Source organism: Martinezella sp. CNPSo 3959 (assembly GCF_057784355.1).
In genome coordinates this window covers 128,504-147,172 of record NZ_JBXSOV010000010.1, presented here as the reverse complement: position 1 = coordinate 147,172, position 18,669 = coordinate 128,504, and the positions used below count along the sequence as shown (strand labels likewise).

Sequence of the window (18,669 nt, the reverse complement as noted above, 5' to 3'; positions counted from 1 at the left end):
GGGGTTGCGCGATGACGCGTTTTCGTTTGAAAGTCGCGGCGTCGCGCCCCAGCCTTCCGCATGATGTGACGGGGGAGAAGATGGCAGCCATGCAGCAACATGCCGCCTATCGCCGCAATCAGGCAAATGCCCGGTCGGCCGCAACGGTCGTTCGGGCTATTGCGCCGCGGCGTATCACCCGTCCCCCGGCCGTCTGTCGCCGGAATTCCATCCAACTCATAAAGACGAAAAATCAGGATTTGAACAATGGCCACTGAAATCCGCGTTCCTACCCTCGGCGAATCCGTCAGCGAGGCGACCGTCGGTACCTGGTTCAAGAAGGTCGGCGATGCCATCAAGGCCGATGAGCCGCTTCTCGAACTCGAAACCGACAAGGTGACGATCGAAGTTCCGGCGCCCTCCGCCGGTACGCTTTCCGAAATCGTTGCGCAGGCCGGCGAAACCGTAGGTCTCGGCGCGCTGCTCGGCCAGATTTCCGCCGGCAACGGCGCTGCAGCCGCTCCGGCACAGGCTGCTGCACCCGCCGCCGCTGCTCCGGCCCCTGCCGCTGCTGCACCGGTTGCCGCCCCCGCCGTTTCCGCTCCGGCTTCCTCCATGCCGCCGGCACCGGCTGCCGGTAAGCTGCTTGCTGAAAACAATCTCTCTGCAGATCAGGTCGAAGGCAGCGGCAAGCGCGGCCAGGTCCTGAAGGGCGATGTCATCGCTGCTGTCGCTAAGGCTGCTTCGGCTCCCGCTGCTGCACCGGCAGCACCGGTTGCCGCTCGCGCCCCGACCGCTGTCGAGGACGTCAGCCGCGAAGAGCGCGTCAAGATGACCCGCCTGCGCCAGACGATCGCCAAGCGCCTCAAGGATGCGCAGAACACCGCCGCCATGCTCACCACCTATAACGAGGTGGACATGAAGGCCGTCATGGACCTACGCAACAAGTACAAGGACGTCTTCGAGAAGAAGCATGGCGTGAAGCTCGGCTTCATGGGCTTCTTCACCAAGGCCGTTACCCACGCGCTGAAGGAACTGCCGGCTGTCAACGCCGAGATCGACGGCACCGACATCATCTACAAGAACTACTGCCATGTCGGCATGGCTGTCGGCACCGACAAGGGCCTTGTCGTTCCCGTGATCCGCGATGCCGACCAGATGTCGATCGCGGAAGTCGAGAAGGAGCTTGGCCGTCTGGCGAAGGCTGCCCGCGACGGTTCGCTGTCGATGGCCGACATGCAGGGCGGCACCTTCACCATTACCAATGGTGGCGTCTATGGTTCGCTGATGTCCTCGCCGATCCTGAATGCGCCGCAGTCGGGCATTCTCGGCATGCACAAGATCCAGGAGCGTCCGGTCGCCATCGGCGGCCAGGTCGTCATTCGCCCGATGATGTATCTGGCGCTCTCCTACGATCACCGCATCGTCGACGGCAAGGAAGCGGTGACCTTCCTCGTGCGCGTCAAGGAAAGCCTGGAAGATCCGGAACGTCTCGTTCTCGATCTCTAAGGGGAGCGTTGGATCATGTCGACATGGCCCATGCGGACGCTGCGCGGATTGTTGTGCGCCGTCGCCGCGTGGGTGCCATCGTCCGCCGATGCGGCGGAGCTCGACATTTCCAAACTCAGCAGCAATCTCGATCTGGCGTCGCTTGGCGACGCCGATCTTGCCGCCCGCTCGATCAATATTCTGCGCATCGGCAAGGTGGAACTGACTTCCGGGCGCATCGTCGCCAGCGACCCGCTCGTCGGGCCTGACCGCGCGGCCTTTACCCGCTCCGTCTCCCCTGGCGATTATCCCATCACCTTGTATCAGGCCTTCGGCCGCATCGCGGCGGCCAGCATGCGTTTTGCCGAGGGCAAGCCGGTGCGCTGGGAACTGGCCGTGGTCCCCGGCCAGGATATCAACTCGCTGAAGAATGACGAATTCTTCGGCTATCCGGTCGATGCCGGTCTTGGCTGCTACATGGATGCCGAGACCTACGCGCTGATCCAGGAGCGCGAAAAGCAGGTTCAGACAGAGAAGTCGTCGTCGGATATCAACTACTACGACGATGTTCTGGCATCCGAGTTGCAGCCGAATAACGACGACTATGCCCTGCATCGGCCCGTATCAGGCAAACGCGGCAACGTCGCCGTTTTCTCTAGCGGTTGGGGTGATGGATTCTATCCGGTGTTCTGGGGGCTGGATGCCGCCGGCAGGCCGCTGGTTCTGTTCACCGATTTCGGCGTGATCGAGAATGCTGACGGCCGGCGCGAGCCGGGAGGAGGCTGAGCATGTCGGCCGAAAGCACGATGGCGCGACTGGCTTCGATGCCTTGGATAATGTTGGCTTGTGCGGCCAACCCCGTGCCTGCCTATGCGGAAGAATGCGTGCAGGAAAAGGCTGTCTATGTCGATATGGACAATGCCTATGAGCTGCGCTTCGAGCCCATGGAAGCGGAGTCGTCCGTCAGCAACAGGTTCAAGCTCACAGTGCGCAACACCAATATCGTGGCGGATGGGATCGTGATGCGCACGGACGACCATCTGCGCGCCGATGGACGGATCATGTTCGAATGCCCTGAAGGGGATGTAACCGGGGCCGACCTCAGAGCCTGCACCGTGTGGCAGGGCCTGGTCTATGCCTCGGATCTGAAGGGCCATATCCGTGTGCTGCCGGCGGAAGGTGAGAGTGCTGCGGATCGGCTTTTCCTGCCCGCGCTCGGTCCCTCGATCCAGAAATCGTCCCTCTGGGGCAAGGGCAAGGCGACCGTCGCGCCCTGGGACGTCCTCAGCTTGAAAGGATGCAATCAATGACCGATGATGCGCCTGTTCTCCTTGTAACCGGCGGCAGCCGCGGCATTGGCGCCGCGATTTGCCTGGCCGCCGCCCAGCATGGCTGGGCCGTAGCGGTCAATTATGCGTCCAACAAGGATGCGGCCGAGGCTGTGGTGGGGACGATCGTTGACGCCGGCGGCGAGGCGATCGCGATTGCCGGTGATGTCGGCAAGCCCAAGGCTATCAAAGCCATCTTCGCCAAGGTCGACGCGCATTTCGGCCGCATCGACGGGCTCGTCAACAATGCCGGCATTGTCGATAGTGTGCAGCGTGTCGATGAAATGACATCGGAGCGGCTCGATCGTATGTTCCGCATCAATGTGACTGGTTCGATCCTTTGCGCCGGTGAGGCCGTGCTTCGCATGTCGACGCGGCATGGCGGCAAGGGCGGTGTGATCGTCAATATATCATCTATGGCTGCGATCCTTGGCTCCGCCGGTCAATATGTCGACTATGCCGCATCCAAGGCTGCGATCGATACCTTCACGCTCGGTTTGGCGCGCGAAGTCGCGACCGAGGGTATCCGCGTGAATGCGGTGCGCCCAGGCATCATCGATACCGATATTCATGCGTCCGGTGGGCTGCCCGATCGGGCGCGCGACATGAGTCCCCTTATTCCAATGCAGCGGCCCGGCACGGCGGACGAAGTAGCGGATGCCGTCCTCTATCTTCTGAGCCCGCACGCATCCTATATAACGGGCTCCATCCTCAATGTCAGCGGCGGCCGCTGATCGGAAAGGGTCGACAAGATGCAATATATTCTCGAATTCCTCGGCCTGATGGCGGTGTTCTCGATCTTCATCGTCGTTCCCGGCGCCGATTTCGCCGTGATCCTGCGCCAGAGCATCGTGCATGGCCGCCGTGCGGCCATGATGACCGGGCTCGGCATGGGCTTCTCGCTGCTCTTCCACATCAGCTACACCATTCTAGGCCTCGGCCTGATCGTGTCGCAGTCGCTGATGCTGTTTAGCGTAGTGAAGTGGGCCGGCGTGCTCTATCTCGTCTATCTCGGTATCAAATCCTTCCGCGAGCCGGGCTTCAAGGTGAAGGATGTCGAAGTCACCGAGGAAGACCGCAAGCCGGTTTCTGCCTGGCGCTGCCTGGCGACGGGCTTCGTCACCAACGCATTGAACCCGAAGCCGGTGCTGTTCTTCCTGTCGCTGTTTTCGACGCTCGTTCATCACGATACGCCGGCGCTCATCCAGTTCAGCTACGGCATCGGCATGGCGGCGGCGCTTGTCGCCTGGTTTGCCGGCGTTTCCACCTTCTTCACCGTCAAGCCGGTGCGTGATCGTTTCATCGCGTCGGGCAAATGGTTCAATCGCATCACCGGAGCGGCGCTCGTCGGCTTCGGCATCCGCCTCGCTCTGGCACGGGCGACAGACTAATCAAAGATACTAAACAAGGAAATTAAGGCATGTCCTACGATGTAATCATTATCGGAACCGGCCCCGGCGGCTATGTCTGCGCAGTCAAGGCAGCGCAGCTCGGGCTGAAGGTCGCGGTCGTCGAAAAGCGCGCGACCTATGGCGGCACCTGCCTCAATGTCGGCTGCATCCCGTCCAAGGCACTGCTGCACGCTTCCGAAGTGTTCCATCATGCCGGCCATGGCATGGATGCGCTCGGCGTCGAAGTCGCAGCACCGAAGCTCAATCTTGAAAAGATGCTGGCGCACAAGGATGCGACGGTTAAGTCGAACGTCGACGGCGTCGCTTTCCTCTTCAAGAAGAACAAGATCGATGCCTTCCAGGGCACCGGCAAGATCGTTTCGGCCGGCAAGGTTTCGGTTACGGGCGATGATGGCAAGGTGACCGAGATCGAAGGCAAGAACATCGTCATTGCTACCGGTTCGGACGTTGCCGGCATCCCGGGCGTTCCGCTCGAGATCGATGAAAAGGTCATCATCTCCTCGACCGGCGGCATCGCGCTCGACAAGGTGCCGGGCAAGATGATCGTGGTCGGCGGCGGCGTCATCGGCCTCGAGCTCGGCTCTGTCTGGTCGCGCCTCGGCGCCAAGGTTACCGTCGTCGAATATCTCGACACGATCCTCGGCGGCATGGACGGCGAAGTCTCCAAGCAGTTCCAGCGCATGCTTGCCAAGCAGGGCATCGAATTCCATCTTGGCGCCAAGGTTGTCGGCGTCGAAAAGTCCGGCAATGGCGCGAAGGTTACCTTCGAGCCGGTCAAGGGCGGCGACAAGGTCGTGCTCGATGCCGATGTCGTTCTCGTTGCCACCGGCCGCAAGCCGTACACGGCAGGCCTCGGCCTCGAAGAAGCCGGCGTCGTGCTCGACAATCGCGGCCGCGTCGAGATCGACGGTCACTTCAAGACCAACGTTGCCGGCATCTATGCCATCGGCGACGTCGTGAAGGGGCCGATGCTCGCGCATAAAGCGGAAGACGAAGGCGTGGCGCTTGCCGAAATCCTCGCTGGCCAGGCCGGCCATGTGAACTACGATGTCATCCCGAGCGTTGTCTACACGCAGCCGGAAGTCGCCTCGGTCGGCAAGACCGAGGAAGAGCTGAAGGCCGCAGGCATCGCCTATAAGGTCGGCAAATTCCCGTTCTCCGCCAATGGCCGCGCCCGCGCCATGCTGGCAACGGACGGTTTCGTCAAGATCCTCGCCGACAAGGAAACGGACCGCGTTCTCGGTGGCCATATCGTCGGCTTCGGCGCCGGCGAGATGATCCACGAGATTGCCGTGCTGATGGAATTCGGCGGTTCGTCCGAAGATCTCGGCCGCACCTGCCACGCACATCCGACGATGTCGGAAGCCGTCAAGGAAGCAGCACTCGCGACCTTCTTCAAGCCGATCCATATGTAAGATCGGGCCTTCCCGGCGAGACAAGCGCCGGGATTGCAATGCTTGCCTGATGATGCGATGTACGGGGCTCCCGTGCATCGCATCGTCCAATCGTTTTCACCAACAAAGCAAGCATGTCACGTCAAAACCCATCCGGTCGTCTATCCCTGAAACTTTTCGTTGCGACAACGCTCGCGCTCCTCGTTACCGTTGCGGCTCCGGCCCATGCGGAAACGCCTGTCGCCAGCTGGCCGCAGGCGACAAGCGACCTGCCGGTAGAGCAGGGGATACGCTTCGGGACCTTACCGAACGGCATGCGCTATGCCGTCATGCACAATGCTACCCCGGCCGGTCAGGTGGCGATCCGCTTCCGCATCGGCGCCGGCTCATTGCAGGAGCGTGATGACCAGCAAGGCCTAGCGCATTTCCTCGAGCACATGGCTTTCAAGGGTTCGACGCATGTTCCCGAAGGCGAGATGATACGCACCCTTCAGCGCCTTGGCCTCGCCTTCGGCGCGGACACCAATGCGTCCACGAGCTACGGCGAGACCGTCTATGCGCTGGATCTGCCGGAAGCCAATCCGGAGACGGTTTCGACCGGCCTGATGCTGATGCGCGAGACGGCGAGCGAACTGACGCTCGATGCCGGCGCCTTCGACCGCGAGCGCGGCGTCATTCTTTCGGAAGAGAAGCTGCGCGACACGCCGCAATATCGCGGCGGGACCGGTTTGCTTGCGCAGCTGCTGTCAGGGCAGCGTGTGCCGCAGCGCCCGCCCATCGGCAAGACCGATATCATCAGCAACGCCCCGGTCGACCTGCTGCGGGACTTCTACCGCACCTATTATCGCCCCGATCGCACTACCCTGATCGTCGTCGGCGATATCGATGCGGCCGCCATCGAAGCCGATATCCGCAACCGTTTCGGCAATTGGGCCGCCGCCGCACCTGCACCCGCCGACCCCGATCTCGGCACTCTCCAAAGCCATGGAGAGCGCGTCGGTACGGTCATCGTGCCGGGTGGTGCGACGCGCGTGCAGCTTGCCTGGACGCGCGCCTACGACGCTTCGCCTGACATGGCGGCCAAGCGCCGCGCGCAGCTGGTCGAGGATATCGGCCTTGCCGTTCTCAACCGGCGCCTGTCCGTTCTGGCGCAGCAGCCCAATCCGCCGTTCGTCAGTGCGCAGGCCGGCGCGCAGGATTTGCTGAAATCAGCTCATGTCGCGATGGTTGCCGCCGATAGCGATCCCACGAAGTGGCAGGCTGCCCTGGCGGCTATCGATCAGGAGCAGCGCCGCATAGCACAGTTTGGTGCCGACCAAAGCGAGATCGACCGCGAAATTGCCGAATATCGTTCGACTCTGCAGGCGGCCGCGAATGGAGCTGCGACGCGCGCGAGCCCGGATATCGCCGGTTCGCTCAGCTGGAGCGTCGGTGAAAATATGGTCTTCACCTCGCCTGCGGACGATCTGGCGCTATTTGATGCCGCGATGAAGGGCTTGCATACGGAAGAGGTCAATCAGGCTCTTCAGCGCATCTTTGCCGGCAATGGTCCGCAGCTGGTGCTGCAAATCCCGCAAATGCCCGAGGGCGGGGATGCCGCTGTCGAGAAGGCTTATTCCGACTCGCGCGCCGTGGCGGTGAAGGCGCCGGAACAGACGGCTTCGGTCGCATGGCCCTACACCGATTTTGGCAAGCCCGGCGATGTCGTCGAACGCCATACGGTCGATGATCTCGGCGTGACCATGGTGCGTTTCGCCAATGGCGTTCGCCTGACCGTCAAGCCGACGAAGTATCGGGCCGACGAGGTTTTGGTGCGCGCCGAAGTCGGCCACGGTCGGCTGGATCTGCCCAATGATCGCGCGCTGCCGATCTGGGCGGCGCCGGCGCTGCCGCTATCCGGCCTGAAAGCCATCAGCTATGACGATATCCAGAAGGCCTTTGCCGCGAAGGTCGTGAGCATCGATTTCGCCATTCAGGATGCCGCCTTCAAATTCGAAGGTACGACGCAGTCGCGCGACCTGCAGACCCAATTGCAGCTGCTGACCGCCTACGTCTCCGATCCGGCCTATCGTCCGGATGTCTTCAAGCGGGTTCAGCAAGCCTACCTGAACATGCTTCCCCAGCTTCAAGCGACGCCGGGCAGCGTCGTCGGTCGCGATCTTTCCGGCCTCTTGCATTCCGGCGATCCGCGCTGGGCATTCCCGGACCGGACACAGTTGATCGATGCGAAGCCGGAAGATTTCGAGGGCCTCCTGCAGCCCGCTCTTTCGAAGGGGCCGGTCGAGGTCATCATCGCCGGTGATGTCGAGGTCGATGACGCCATTCGCTTGACGGCGCAGACCTTCGGCGCCTTGCCGGTTCGCGGCGATGGAGAGACACAGGGCGACGGTTCCGACGTGCATTTTCCCGCGCCGACGACCGATCCCGTCGTTCGGCTTCATGACGGGCGCAGCGACAGCGCCGGTGCCGCCGTCGCCATGCCGATCGGCGATTTCCTTTCCGATCTGCCGAGGGCGACCGCAGCGAATGTCGCCGGGGCGATCCTTCAGAACCGCCTGATCGACCAGTTCCGCATCGCCGAGGGAGCGACCTACAGCCCTCAGGGCGAGGTCGATCTATCGAGATCGATCCCCGGCTATGGCTTTGCCTATCTCTATGTCGAAACCACGCCTGCCAAGGTGGATCACTTCTTCGAGCTGGTGGACAAGATCGCCGCCGATCTCGGTCATGGAGATGTTTCGCCCGACGAGCTGACACGGGCCAAGGTTCCGATCATCGAAGCGGTGAAGCGTTCGCAGCAGACCAACGGCTATTGGATCCAGAATCTTCGCGATGCCCAGGCCGATCCCCGGCGCCTCGAGCGTATTCGCAGGAGCATCAGCGGCTACGAGGCCGTGACCGCCGAGGATGTTCGCGCCATTGCCGCGACGTATCTGAAGCCCGATACATCCTGGCGGCTGAAGATCTTGCCGGCCGACGGATCGGCGGTCCGCTAGTTAGTCACCTGCCGGCCAAATTGCCGCAGCCCAATTTTGCCGATCGGGTGGCATCGCAATGTATGGTAACTTGCAGACGTCGAATAAAGGCGGATGAAACCATGTCTGCAGGGCCTTTGATGGTAAAGCCCCTTATGCCGCATCCGGCGCTGCCGGATGCCGATTGGGCTGACTGCTATGAGCTGAATATCCCCAACTCAGATCTGACAGCCATTGCCGCCGCTCGAACGATGCTCAGCCGCTTTCCGTTTTGGGTGCGGCTGCTGATACGGGTGCGCGATGCGGTAACAGGCTTGTTCGGCTTGAGATCCAGCAGCGACCTTCGGGCGGAGGAGTGGGAGAAGATCGGCTTCTTTCCCGTCGTCAGCAAGTCGGACCATCAGGTCGTGCTCGGCTTCGACGATCGGCATCTCGATTTTCGGGTCGTCATCGACGTGCGTGATGACGACCAGGGGCGTCGGCTGGTCGATGCGACGACGCTCGTCCGGCGGAACATATTGCTCGGCCGGATCTATCTCGCCATCATCACGCCATTCCACCGGCTGATCGTCGCGACGATGCTCGCCGATCTCGGCAAACGGATGCAAGCTGTCAGTTCACCGCCGTGACAGTAAAACCCTGCTTGCGCAGCAGCGTCACAAGGCCCTGATCGCCGACGAGGTGAAGCGCGCCGACTGCGATGAAAGCGTTGCCCTTGTCGAGAACGGGCGCGGCACGCTCGGCCATGACCTTATTGCGGTCGAGGATGATGCGCTGCTCGAAAGCGGCAGTATCGGCATCCGTGATCTTCTGGTCCGGCTCGATCACCTTCAGCATCGGAATCATCGCGCCAATATTGCCGTCGATATAGAGCTCCGTCATCGTTTCGTTGACGTCGTTGATCTTGTCGCCCAGTTCAAGCGTCTGCAGCAGCGATTTAAGGTGAAGCGCGATCGGCAGATCGCTCATGGCCTTGGCCTGCTCGGCCAGCGTTTCGAGACCGACGACCTTCTTGCCCCCGGCCGCGGCGTCGGTTGCGAGTTTCTGATCGAGGAATTTCGCGCCGGCCGTCTTGCGGCGAACCTCGCAGCCCGTCATCTCGAAGGAGCTCGAGATCAGCCAGGGCTGCATGCGGGAGACGGCGGCGAGCGCGATGCCGCGCTCTTTCAGACCCGCTTCCAGCCGGGCATTGTCTTCCGGCGACAGATGTTCGCTGATGGTCGAACCGTCGGTGAGCATGGTGAGCGAAGGATTGACGAAGAGAGCGGCGGCGGCTTTCTTGTCATCGAGAATTTCGTCCGATTCAACCACGATCGTGTCGGCTGATGCAACGGCGTCTGCAGCGCCCTTCGGCAAGGTGAGCACGCGTGTGTCCGAGACATGCATGGTGCCGAGCAGCCAGGACGGCTTCAGGCCGGGCTTTTCGATCTTCCAGAAAATGCCCTTGCCGTTTTCTATCTTGTCGCCGGCGGCGATGATGGAGGCGTATTTTGCCGGATCGTTCTTTTGAAGTTCGGCCATCAGATCCTTGCCGCCGCAGCTATCGGAGACTGCGCCTTCGGCATGGGCCGGCTGCAGCGTCAGCATCGTCGCGACCAGCAGCACCGCAAGCATCAGCGGAAAGGCTGTGGCGAGCCAGAGCAGCATATCACCAAGCGTCGGCTTCATCGACCGCATCGTCTTGGACCCGAGGGCAGAAATCATCAGAATCTTCCGTTCGCAGAGAGCATGACCGCTAACGCCGGAAAGCGGCTTTCGGGAGGCATGCCGAGATATGGTCCTGCTTTACGGGAACGAGACGGAAATTCCCTTAACGCGAGAGGTTAATCTTTTCTTATGCGCGCGGGTGGGCGCGGTCGTAGACCTCGAGCAGGCGTGAGGAATCGACACCGGTATAGACCTGCGTCGTCGAAAGGCTGGCGTGGCCGAGCAGTTCCTGAATGGTGCGCAGATCACCGCCGCCAGCGAGCAGATGAGTGGCAAAGGAATGGCGAAGTGCGTGCGGTGTTGCCGTATCCGGCAGCCCGAAGGCGCTGCGCAGTTTCTGCATGCCGTGCTGGATGATGCCCGGCTGCAGCTTGCCGCCGCGCGCGCCGCGAAAGAGGGCGTCATCGGCTTCGAGATGATAGGGACAGAACTTGCGGTATTGATCGACCGCTTGCGTGACGATCGGCAGCAGCGGCACCAGTCGCGTCTTGTTGCCCTTGCCGGTGATGCGCAGCGAGGTCGCTCCTTGCGGAAAATCCTGGGGCTTCAGATCCAGCGCTTCAGAGATGCGCAGCCCGCAGCCATAGAGCAGGGTCAGCACGGCGGCATCGCGCGCGGCGATCCATGGTTCCTCGTGCAGCTGCGCTTCGTCACTGACGACGGTAATCGCCTGCTTGTCGGAAAGCGGCTTCGGCAGCGATTTCGGCTGTTTCGGTGAGCGCACGGCGGCAGCCCCCGCAGCATTCACCAGGCCCTTCTTTTCGAGATAGCGCAAGAGCGAGCGAAGCCCGGCAAGATTGCGCCCGAGCGAACGCGCACCCGCGCCGTCCTTGCGGCGGGCGGCAAGGAATGCGCGAAAGTCGGCGGGGCGGAGCGCGTGGATATCTTCGATCGTCGCCGGACCGCCGAGATGGCCGGTGAGGAAGGTCAGAAATTGCCGCGTATCGCGTTCATAGGCATTCAGCGTATGGGCGGCGAGCCGCCGCTCTTGGCCAAGCGCGTCTAGCCAGCGGTTGCGTTCCGCCATCAACCTGGAGTCGGCGATAACAAGCAATTCGTTCAGTGGAAAACCCCTTGAAATTCAGATCGCATCTGCCACTTTGAAGGAAGGAAGGTTATGGAATCGCTAATTTTCCCGCTGCTTCCGGTGCGTTTTCCCTTCGTGCCGCGGGGCGCATCTGGACTTCAATGAAACTGCATATGGCTCGTTCCGGATCTCGGATGGTTCGCCTTCCATATGCGAGGCGCTTGTCATGCTTCGATCATATTCGATTGCGATAGAATATATCCCAACCATTCAGGATACTTCATGGCACGTCGCGGTTCGATAACTGCACTCGGGCAGATTGCAGAAGCAATCGCTTTGGTGTCCCAGGGACAGCCAGGACATATCGTCGATACGTTGATCGCAGAGCGCGGGCAGAAGATCGTCCGAAACCCGCTCTGGCCGCTCATGCGCCCCTTTCTCTACACGCTGCTGCGCTACAACAAGGCAATCGAATTCGCCGATGATGTCGCCAAGCTTTCGGGCTTCCAGTGCTTCGAATATATGAGCGATCTGCTGCGGCTCGACATCGGCGTCACCCATGCCGATCGTATTCCGGCTTCCGGCGGCTTCATTCTCGTCAGTAATCATCCCACAGGCATTGCCGACGGCGTCGCCGTCTTCGATCTTCTAAAGTCGCGCCGGCCGGATATGATGATCTTCGCCAATCGCGATGCGGTGCGCGTCAACCCGCGCTTTGCCGAGATGATCATTCCGGTCGAATGGCGCGAGGAATATAAGAGCAAGCCCAAGACGCGCGAGACCTTGCAGCTGACCAACCGTGCCGTCGCGGAGGGGAAGGTCACGGTGCTCTTCCCGTCCGGCCGCATCGCCTACTGGGCGAACGGCAAGCTCAACGAGCGGCCATGGAAAACCTCGGCCGTAGGCCTGGCGCGCAAATATAATCTGCCGATCCTGCCGGTGCATCTGACGGCGCGAAATTCCGGCCTGTTCTACTGGTTCGCCAAGTGGTCGACGGAGCTGCGTGACATGACGGTGTTCCACGAGCTGCTCAACAAGCGCGGCGACCGGTTCGATTTCCTCGTCGGCAATCTCATTCCCGTCGAGCATCTGGACGGCGATGTCAACGAGGTGACGAAGGCGCTTGAGAAGCATACGGTCTTCGATCTTGCGGCGGATGGCAATGCAACCTTCGCCCCGCTCGTCCCTCCGAACCAGGATGAGATCCTGGTTTCGCATTCTCTTTAATATGGGAATCGGCTAAACCCTCGGGCATGCAGCTACGCTCGATGTTTGCCCGGAATTATCGCTCCCTGCGCTCGATCGGCATGGATCTTTCCGACGTCAATCTGTTCATCGGCGAAAATGGGGTGGGCAAATCCAATCTCTATCGTTCACTGCAGCTGGTGCAGGCTGCGGTTCGCGGCAGGTTGGCGCATGAAATCTCCAGCGAAGGCGGCATGTTCTCGGCCATGTGGTCGGGCAAGCGGCGTTCGCATGAGTCCGCCCGCATCCGCTTCGATGTCGAGTTGCTCGACATGGAGCGAGCGGCGACCTTCCGCTACTGGATCGAGGCGGGCATGCGGCCGCCTTGTGCCTCCGCCGGCTTTCCACTGGAGCCGCAGGTCAAGGCCGAGGAGCTTTCGGTCGAAACCGGGCGCAGGCCGGTGACGATGATGAAGCGCGATGGCCCCGGCATTTCTGTGCGCGGCGAAAGCGGCCGCATGCAGGTGCATCCCGAGAACGTCCTGAGCTCTGAAACGGCGGTCGCGCTCCTGGGCGATGCCGGCTATTTTCCGGAGGTCGGCACCTTCCGCCGAGCCGTCGATGCCTGGCGATTCTACCACGGCTTCCGCACCGATCGCGGCTCGCCGCTGCGTGCGCCTTGCCTTGCCGTGACGTCTCCCATGCTGGACGAGGACGGCGCCAATATCGCCGCCGTTTTCGCGACCCTCGTTCATACGCGCGAAGATACCGTCGAGCTAGACCGGGTTCTTGCCGCAGCGCTCGGAGGGGCGCGGCTTGTTGTGCCTGAACCGCAGGAAACTGCGGATTTCGGACTGATCCTGCCAGAATTCCCCAACCGCGTCTTCCAGCCGCGCGAATTGTCGGACGGCCAAATCCGGTTTCTCGGTCTTGCTGCAGCCCTGATGTCCTACCGCCTGCCACCGCTGATCGCGCTCAACGAGCCGGAGGCAAGCCTGCATCCCGACATGCTGGTGCCGCTTGCCGACATGATCGCTGAGGCGGCGAAGACAAGCCAGATCTGGATCGTCACCCATTCCGAACGTTTGGCCGAGGCCGTTCGCGAGCGCTGCGGTGCCAAGCCGCGCCGCGTGATCCGTGAAGACGGATCTACGTGGATCGACGGTATGCGGCTGACCGGTGAGATTGATGATGACGATGAATAGCGGCTGGTTCGAGTTCGTCGTCCTGCAGCGCAGGTACCTTATGACGCGGGATTGACGATGTGACAGCCTCACGTAGAGGTACTCTGCTGAACGATCATGTGGTGACGGATACGATCGCGCCATCAAGTATTCCATGATCGCGACCATCGTGACTTCGCCGTCCCGAAGTGCTGGAATGAATCCGCTTGGATTGATCGCCAGGAATTTCGCGTCATCGGCAGCTCCGGCTATCAGGTCCACGGGCCTCTATCGGTGCGGCAGGCCCATTTCCTTCAGAAGCCAGACGACCCGAAACCCTCTTCCTTCACCGTAAATCGTGATCGTGGCCCGTTTTCTTCTTGCTGAGGAGCCGACGTCTGTCCGCCAGCGTCTTCAAGATGCACGAGCGTGTGGCGATCCGACATCGCGGTGGAAAGTTGTTGAAAAACGTCGAACGGCGGATGTCCGGCTCGCGCTAAAAGCTGCCAAGTGACATCGGCAGCGTCGCGTCCCGGGGCGCGGAGGAACTAAAAACTCTCTCCTCTCAACTGAACCGCGTCTGTCCCGAGTGCGCTGATGTCAGCCGTTCGATGAAATCGAGATCAGGATATGCTTATCGCGCGCGCAGCCCAATGGTGCAACTTGTCGATGTCATCCATCACATCGTCCGGGGCCGAAAAATAACGCCCAACAACGACCAGCCTTCCACCTTTGTGATAACTAAATGGCTGACTGCCCGCCGCTTCAAGCTCGGCCCTCATGGCGGGATCGGTGATGAAATACAAGACATCACGCATCAGGATCGCGAATTGCTTTCCTATCGCACGAAACTGCCAGCCACCAAAAAACCGTAGAGTTTCGACTTCGACTAACTGATTGAACTCTGCTTCCAGAAAATCAACGAAATCCGGTTTACGTGCCGTTGCCAAATCGACCTCAAAAAAATCCTGTGAACGACGCAAATTTCCCCTCGGGTGTCAGTCTCGCATGACTTGTACCCAGCATGATCGTAGTGCGATTGCTGTCGACCAGCTTCCAGTTGGCGAGCGATTGCTCATGATGTTCGCGCACGTCGATTATTTCAAATGCGGTTCCAGGGAACTGAGTTTGAAACTCGCCCATGTACTGGGAAAAGGCCCTGCGTCCGGTTAGCTCGACATTGGGGTCCGTATAAGTGACATTATCTGACGTCAACGCCGCGAGCGCTGCATCGCGCTCCGCTTGCGGTTGCGACCAGCTCTTGCTGTAACGACTCCAATTGGCTTCAGACATGGTATTCTCCTGTAATTGAATTGATTTCGGCATAGATGATGGCGCGTAAGTCTTGTTTTGAATGACCATGGCGGATGAGCACGAGCAGCCCCTGGTAGAGGACCAATAGCTTGAGCGCTCCCTGCCGTGATCCCGCGATAATTCCGATTCGAAGGAGCACTTTTTCAAAAGCGCTGAGCAAAAGCTCAAATCCTTGTGTAACGCTGTCGGTGACCGGACCGCCCTCGCCGGCGAATTCAACGGCGGTATTGGTCAATAGGCAACCCGCTGAGCCACCGTCGGGCTCATCGAGTAATGACAGAAACATCGACAGCAGGCCCGCGCCAGGATCGTCCGCTTCGAGATGACGATGGATGCGATTGGCAACCACGTACGCATTGTAGTGATTGATAGCTCTGACGAACAGTTGATCCTTAGAGCCAAAGCTATTGTAAAGGCTGCCGGACGATACTCCTGTGTCTTTCTCAAGTGTTTTTATGGAAACACCAGCGAAACCACGCCGTCGGAAAATCTCCATTGCTGAAGTCAGCGCTTGCTTCTCGTCGAACTCGACCGGTCGAGCCATGTGCCTCTCCATTCTAATATGATCGTTCTATAACAATCATATTAGAATGGAGTCAACACGAAATCGGTTCTTATGGAGAACGCTGAATTCGTATCTTAAATCTCTCAAGGTAGGGTCAGCTCCGACGCGTCCTTGCCCACGCTGGCAAGGTCAAGGGCTGAGCTCATAGATTCTAATAGCCCTTGGAAATCGCTTCCAGCTTTGATGGTCGCTTCGGGCCGATTGTGGTCATTGGTGATGTTGCTGCATAAGGCAGGATACTCAGGTAGCTTGCAGACTATCCGCATTTTGCAAGTGCTCTTGCGCCACCCCGGGTTTTCTTTTGCGTCCGTCCGAGGCATGGTCTGGCGCAATGAGCAAAGATTCTTCCGATCTGTTCGGTGCGCTTTTCGAGGCGGCGCCCGCGAAGTCTATGATGAGCCGTACGGTTCCCGTTCTCGTGCCGATGCCGGCGCCGCGGGCCTATTCCTATGCCGTGCCTGAGGGCATGGCGGTCGAGCCGGGCTCGGTCGTGCAGGTGCCGCTCGGGCCGCGCCAGGTCATCGGCGTCGTCTGGGATGGCGAGGATGACGGTGGTGTCGATCCGAAGAAGCTTCGGCCGATCAGCCATGTGTTCGATTGCCCACCGCTCGGCAAGCACATGCGTGACTTCATCGATTGGGTTGCCGCCTATACGCTCTCGCCGCCGGGGCTTGTGGCGCGCATGGCGCTTCGAGCACCGGCCGCCTTTGATCCCGAGCCGATGATCGAAGGCTTGCGCTTCATCGGCGGCCAGCCGGAACGGATGACGCCGGCCCGCGCCAAGGTGATGGAGATTGCTGCCGACGGGCTTTCCTGGACGAGGCTTGGCCTCGCGCATGCAGCGGGTGTGTCCACCAGCGTCGTCGACGGATTGATCTCGCAGGGCATTTTCGAAACCATCTTCCTGCCACCGCCGCCTGTCGTCGCCAAGCCTGATCCGGAATTCACCGCGTCGCGGCTGCAGGGGCCGCAGAAGGATGCGGCCGACGAAATCCTGGCCGATGTGCGCAAGGGCGAGTTCGCGGTTTCGCTAATCGACGGTGTCACCGGTTCCGGCAAGACGGAGGTCTATTTCGAGGCGATTGCCGAAACGCTCCGGCGCGGCAAACAAGTGTTGATCCTGCTGCCGGAGATCGCACTGACGGCCAGCTTCCTCGAACGCTTTCAGGATCGCTTCGGCGCCAAGCCGGCCGAATGGCATTCCGATCTTGCGCCGAAGATGCGGGAGAAGGTCTGGCGACAGGCTGTGACCGGCGAGGTTCGGGTCGTGGCCGGGGCGCGTTCAGCGCTCTTCCTGCCCTTCGAGGATCTCGGGCTCATCATCGTCGATGAAGAGCATGATCCCGCCTACAAGCAGGAGGATCGTGTCTATTATAATGCGCGCGATATGGCCGTGGTGCGCGGCCGCATCGGCGATTTTCCCGTCGTGCTGGTGTCGGCGACGCCATCGGTCGAAAGCCAGGTCAATGGCCAGAGCGGGCGCTACACCACAATCCACCTGCCGACGCGCTTCGGCGATGCGGCGCTTCCGGATCTGCATCTGATCGACATGCGCCGGCATGCGCCCGAGCGCGGCGGCTTTCTTTCGCCCGTCATGATCCGCGCGATCGGCAAGACGGTCGCCAAGGGCGAGCAGGCGCTCTTGTTCCTCAACAGGCGCGGTTACGCGCCGCTGACGCTCTGCCGGGTCTGCGGCCACCGGTTCCAGTGCCCGCAATGCTCGAGCTGGCTGGTGGAGCACCGTTTCCGCAACCAGATCCAATGTCATCAATGCGGCTATGCCGAGCGCACGCCGGAGGCCTGCCCCGAATGCGGCACGCTCGACCACCTCGTCGCCTGCGGGCCGGGCGTCGAGCGCATCGCCGAGGAGGTGGAGCGGCATTTCCCCGAGGCGCGGACGATCGTGCTCTCCTCGGACATCATGGGCGGCGTCAAGCGGCTGAGGCTGGAGCTCGACGCGATCGCCAAGGGCGAGGCCGATATCGTCATCGGCACGCAGCTCGTCGCCAAGGGGCACAATTTTCCGCTGATGACGCTGGTCGGTATCGTCGATGCGGATCTTGGCCTGGCGAATGGCGATCCCCGCGCTGCCGAGCGGACATTCCAGCTCCTGTCGCAGGTGACAGGACGCGCCGGCCGAACTGGCTTGAAGAGCCACGGACTGCTGCAGACCTACCAGCCGCAACATCCCGTCATGCAGGCGATCGTATCCGGCGATGCCAGTGCCTTTTACGAGCGCGAGATCTTGGAGCGGGAGAGGGCCATCTTGCCGCCCTTCGGCCGGCTCGCTTCGATCATCGTCTCGGCCGACAGCAGACAGGATGCCGAAACCCATGCCCGCAGCATGCGCAATGCGGCGCCGCAGGTCTCAGGCATTTCAGTGCTTGGTCCGGCCGAAGCGCCGATCGCGCTCGTGCGCGGCCGCCACCGCTTCCGCCTGCTGGTGCATGGCCGGCGCAATTCCGACATGCAAGGCTTTCTGCGCGCGATGCTGGCGCAGTCCCCGAAGGAGCGCGGCTCCGTGCAGGTGCAGCTCGACATCGATCCGCAAAGCTTTCTATAAGAATCTATCAAAATACGCAGGCAGCAATCTGAAACATTCTCGTTGCAGGAGGCATTATTGTCGAAGCTTTTTAGCATCGCCGCATCCATTTGTTTGGCAACGTCGTCAGCTCATGCAGAAATGCCCAACTTCTGCAGAAACAGTCCAGTCCAGAAGCCAGGCGAGTCGATAGACGGGCGTTTTATGGGCATTCCTTATGTCATAATGATGCATACCCTTGCTGAGAAATACTGTGGCGCTCCGCATATCTCGATGAGGGAAAAGGTTCTCCGTGCAATTCGGAAAGGGGGCTGCGGTCCCGACACGGAAATATACATCAGCGTCGAGAGGACAATTGCGGATGCGGAGACTATGGATTTGGCGCGAATCGTCAGCGATGGGCGAGCCGATCCCAAGCTGTCACTCAAAGCTGCTCGTCAGCGTGCCGCGGCAATGGCAAAGCAATTGGGGGGATGTTCAGTGCTTCTAAAAGCGCATGCCGCCGTCGATTTAAGTGCAGAGGACAAATAGGGCGCTTTTCATTGCTTGAAGCATCATGTCATAAGACGTCAAATTGTTGACGGCTTTGA

18 protein-coding genes and 1 pseudogene are annotated in these 18,669 nt (G+C 60.7%); 13 read left to right on the top strand and 6 right to left on the bottom strand.

What is annotated here, in order from left to right; genetic code table 11:
- The first annotated feature begins 11 nt into the window (after positions 1–11).
- The 9 genes from AC13RE_RS20535 to AC13RE_RS20495 all read left to right on the top strand — a co-directional run bounded on the left by AC13RE_RS20535 (position 12) and on the right by AC13RE_RS20495 (position 9,205).
- The gene (locus AC13RE_RS20535) at positions 12–257 is read left to right on the top strand and encodes a hypothetical protein (protein WP_488564289.1); all 246 of its coding nucleotides are present in this window, start codon (positions 12–14) and stop codon (positions 255–257) included.
- Entirely contained in the window at positions 247–1,488 is a 1,242-nt protein-coding gene (odhB, locus tag AC13RE_RS20530; RefSeq protein WP_488564288.1) for a 2-oxoglutarate dehydrogenase complex dihydrolipoyllysine-residue succinyltransferase, read from the top strand. The genes AC13RE_RS20535 and odhB overlap by 11 nt, the downstream gene beginning before the upstream one ends.
- A gap of 15 nt (positions 1,489–1,503) precedes the next feature.
- Positions 1,504–2,253 (top strand): DUF4241 domain-containing protein, encoded by a 750-nt coding sequence (locus tag AC13RE_RS20525; RefSeq protein ID WP_488564287.1) that lies wholly within the window; start codon positions 1,504–1,506, stop codon positions 2,251–2,253.
- A 2-nt stretch (positions 2,254–2,255) separates the two neighbouring features.
- Complete coding sequence (locus AC13RE_RS20520) at positions 2,256–2,777, top strand: hypothetical protein (protein ID WP_488564286.1); 522 nt, start codon at positions 2,256–2,258, stop codon at positions 2,775–2,777.
- Positions 2,774–3,529: an SDR family oxidoreductase gene (locus AC13RE_RS20515; RefSeq protein WP_488564285.1), complete on the top strand. Its 756-nt coding sequence runs from the start codon at positions 2,774–2,776 to the stop codon at positions 3,527–3,529. The genes AC13RE_RS20520 and AC13RE_RS20515 overlap by 4 nt, the downstream gene beginning before the upstream one ends.
- An 18-nt stretch (positions 3,530–3,547) precedes the next feature.
- Positions 3,548–4,186 (top strand): LysE family translocator, encoded by a 639-nt coding sequence (locus AC13RE_RS20510; protein ID WP_488564284.1) that lies wholly within the window; start codon positions 3,548–3,550, stop codon positions 4,184–4,186.
- 29 nt (positions 4,187–4,215) lie between these two features.
- Positions 4,216–5,622: a dihydrolipoyl dehydrogenase gene (lpdA, locus tag AC13RE_RS20505; RefSeq protein WP_488564283.1), complete on the top strand. Its 1,407-nt coding sequence runs from the start codon at positions 4,216–4,218 to the stop codon at positions 5,620–5,622.
- A gap of 113 nt (positions 5,623–5,735) precedes the next feature.
- Positions 5,736–8,597, top strand: coding sequence for a M16 family metallopeptidase (locus AC13RE_RS20500; RefSeq protein ID WP_488564282.1), 2,862 nt, complete (start codon positions 5,736–5,738; stop codon positions 8,595–8,597).
- A 101-nt stretch (positions 8,598–8,698) separates the two neighbouring features.
- Complete coding sequence (locus AC13RE_RS20495) at positions 8,699–9,205, top strand: DUF2867 domain-containing protein (protein ID WP_488564281.1); 507 nt, start codon at positions 8,699–8,701, stop codon at positions 9,203–9,205.
- Here AC13RE_RS20495 and AC13RE_RS20490 read toward each other — a convergent pair.
- Positions 9,189–10,280, bottom strand: a complete 1,092-nt coding sequence (locus AC13RE_RS20490; protein WP_488564280.1) for a TraB/GumN family protein — start codon at positions 10,278–10,280, stop codon at positions 9,189–9,191. The genes AC13RE_RS20495 and AC13RE_RS20490 overlap by 17 nt on opposite strands.
- Positions 10,281–10,410: 130 nt before the next feature.
- On the bottom strand, positions 10,411–11,346 hold the full coding sequence (locus AC13RE_RS20485; protein ID WP_488564326.1) for a tyrosine recombinase XerC: 936 nt from the start codon (positions 11,344–11,346) through the stop codon (positions 10,411–10,413).
- A 246-nt stretch (positions 11,347–11,592) separates the two neighbouring features.
- Here AC13RE_RS20485 and AC13RE_RS20480 point away from each other — a divergent pair, with 246 nt between their 5' ends.
- Together AC13RE_RS20480 and AC13RE_RS20475 are read left to right on the top strand one after the other, a co-directional pair.
- Positions 11,593–12,537: a GNAT family N-acetyltransferase gene (locus AC13RE_RS20480; RefSeq protein ID WP_488564279.1), complete on the top strand. Its 945-nt coding sequence runs from the start codon at positions 11,593–11,595 to the stop codon at positions 12,535–12,537.
- A 26-nt stretch (positions 12,538–12,563) separates the two neighbouring features.
- Positions 12,564–13,700: an AAA family ATPase gene (locus AC13RE_RS20475; protein WP_488564278.1), complete on the top strand. Its 1,137-nt coding sequence runs from the start codon at positions 12,564–12,566 to the stop codon at positions 13,698–13,700.
- Positions 13,701–13,799: 99 nt separating this feature from the next.
- On the opposite strand, the pseudogene AC13RE_RS20470 reads toward AC13RE_RS20475, so the two are convergent.
- From AC13RE_RS20470 to AC13RE_RS20455, 4 genes and pseudogenes are all read right to left on the bottom strand, one after another.
- Positions 13,800–13,967 (bottom strand): annotated as a pseudogene (locus AC13RE_RS20470) (glutathione S-transferase family protein); the annotation flags it as partial.
- A gap of 314 nt (positions 13,968–14,281) precedes the next feature.
- Positions 14,282–14,641 (bottom strand): TfoX/Sxy family protein, encoded by a 360-nt coding sequence (locus AC13RE_RS20465; protein ID WP_488564277.1) that lies wholly within the window; start codon positions 14,639–14,641, stop codon positions 14,282–14,284.
- Complete coding sequence (locus tag AC13RE_RS20460; protein ID WP_165915317.1) at positions 14,616–14,951, bottom strand: nuclear transport factor 2 family protein; 336 nt, start codon at positions 14,949–14,951, stop codon at positions 14,616–14,618. The genes AC13RE_RS20465 and AC13RE_RS20460 overlap by 26 nt, the downstream gene beginning before the upstream one ends.
- Complete coding sequence (locus tag AC13RE_RS20455) at positions 14,944–15,516, bottom strand: TetR/AcrR family transcriptional regulator (RefSeq protein ID WP_488564276.1); 573 nt, start codon at positions 15,514–15,516, stop codon at positions 14,944–14,946. The genes AC13RE_RS20460 and AC13RE_RS20455 overlap by 8 nt, the downstream gene beginning before the upstream one ends.
- A gap of 352 nt (positions 15,517–15,868) precedes the next feature.
- Between AC13RE_RS20455 and AC13RE_RS20450 the strand changes: the two genes are divergently transcribed.
- Positions 15,869–18,100, top strand: a complete 2,232-nt coding sequence (locus tag AC13RE_RS20450; protein WP_488564275.1) for a primosomal protein N' — start codon at positions 15,869–15,871, stop codon at positions 18,098–18,100.
- A 57-nt stretch (positions 18,101–18,157) separates the two neighbouring features.
- The gene (locus AC13RE_RS20445) at positions 18,158–18,610 is read left to right on the top strand and encodes a hypothetical protein (RefSeq protein WP_488564274.1); all 453 of its coding nucleotides are present in this window, start codon (positions 18,158–18,160) and stop codon (positions 18,608–18,610) included.
- The last annotated feature ends 59 nt before the right edge of the window (positions 18,611–18,669 follow it).

What these genes read in the sequence shown, in the direction of transcription:
- AC13RE_RS20535 (WP_488564289.1), top strand. Translation starts at nt 12, where the DNA reads ATGACGCGTTTTCGTTTGAAAGTCGCGGCGTCGCGCCCCAGCCTTCCG.
- odhB (WP_488564288.1), top strand. Translation starts at nt 247, where the DNA reads ATGGCCACTGAAATCCGCGTTCCTACCCTCGGCGAATCCGTCAGCGAG.
- AC13RE_RS20525 (WP_488564287.1), top strand. Translation starts at nt 1,504, where the DNA reads ATGTCGACATGGCCCATGCGGACGCTGCGCGGATTGTTGTGCGCCGTC.
- AC13RE_RS20520 (WP_488564286.1), top strand. Translation starts at nt 2,256, where the DNA reads ATGTCGGCCGAAAGCACGATGGCGCGACTGGCTTCGATGCCTTGGATA.
- AC13RE_RS20515 (WP_488564285.1), top strand. Translation starts at nt 2,774, where the DNA reads ATGACCGATGATGCGCCTGTTCTCCTTGTAACCGGCGGCAGCCGCGGC.
- AC13RE_RS20510 (WP_488564284.1), top strand. Translation starts at nt 3,548, where the DNA reads ATGCAATATATTCTCGAATTCCTCGGCCTGATGGCGGTGTTCTCGATC.
- lpdA (WP_488564283.1), top strand. Translation starts at nt 4,216, where the DNA reads ATGTCCTACGATGTAATCATTATCGGAACCGGCCCCGGCGGCTATGTC.
- AC13RE_RS20500 (WP_488564282.1), top strand. Translation starts at nt 5,736, where the DNA reads ATGTCACGTCAAAACCCATCCGGTCGTCTATCCCTGAAACTTTTCGTT.
- AC13RE_RS20495 (WP_488564281.1), top strand. Translation starts at nt 8,699, where the DNA reads ATGTCTGCAGGGCCTTTGATGGTAAAGCCCCTTATGCCGCATCCGGCG.
- AC13RE_RS20490 (WP_488564280.1), bottom strand. Translation starts at nt 10,280, where the DNA reads ATGATTTCTGCCCTCGGGTCCAAGACGATGCGGTCGATGAAGCCGACG.
- AC13RE_RS20480 (WP_488564279.1), top strand. Translation starts at nt 11,593, where the DNA reads ATGGCACGTCGCGGTTCGATAACTGCACTCGGGCAGATTGCAGAAGCA.
- AC13RE_RS20475 (WP_488564278.1), top strand. Translation starts at nt 12,564, where the DNA reads ATGCAGCTACGCTCGATGTTTGCCCGGAATTATCGCTCCCTGCGCTCG.
- AC13RE_RS20460 (WP_165915317.1), bottom strand. Translation starts at nt 14,951, where the DNA reads ATGTCTGAAGCCAATTGGAGTCGTTACAGCAAGAGCTGGTCGCAACCG.
- AC13RE_RS20455 (WP_488564276.1), bottom strand. Translation starts at nt 15,516, where the DNA reads ATGGCTCGACCGGTCGAGTTCGACGAGAAGCAAGCGCTGACTTCAGCA.
- AC13RE_RS20450 (WP_488564275.1), top strand. Translation starts at nt 15,869, where the DNA reads ATGAGCAAAGATTCTTCCGATCTGTTCGGTGCGCTTTTCGAGGCGGCG.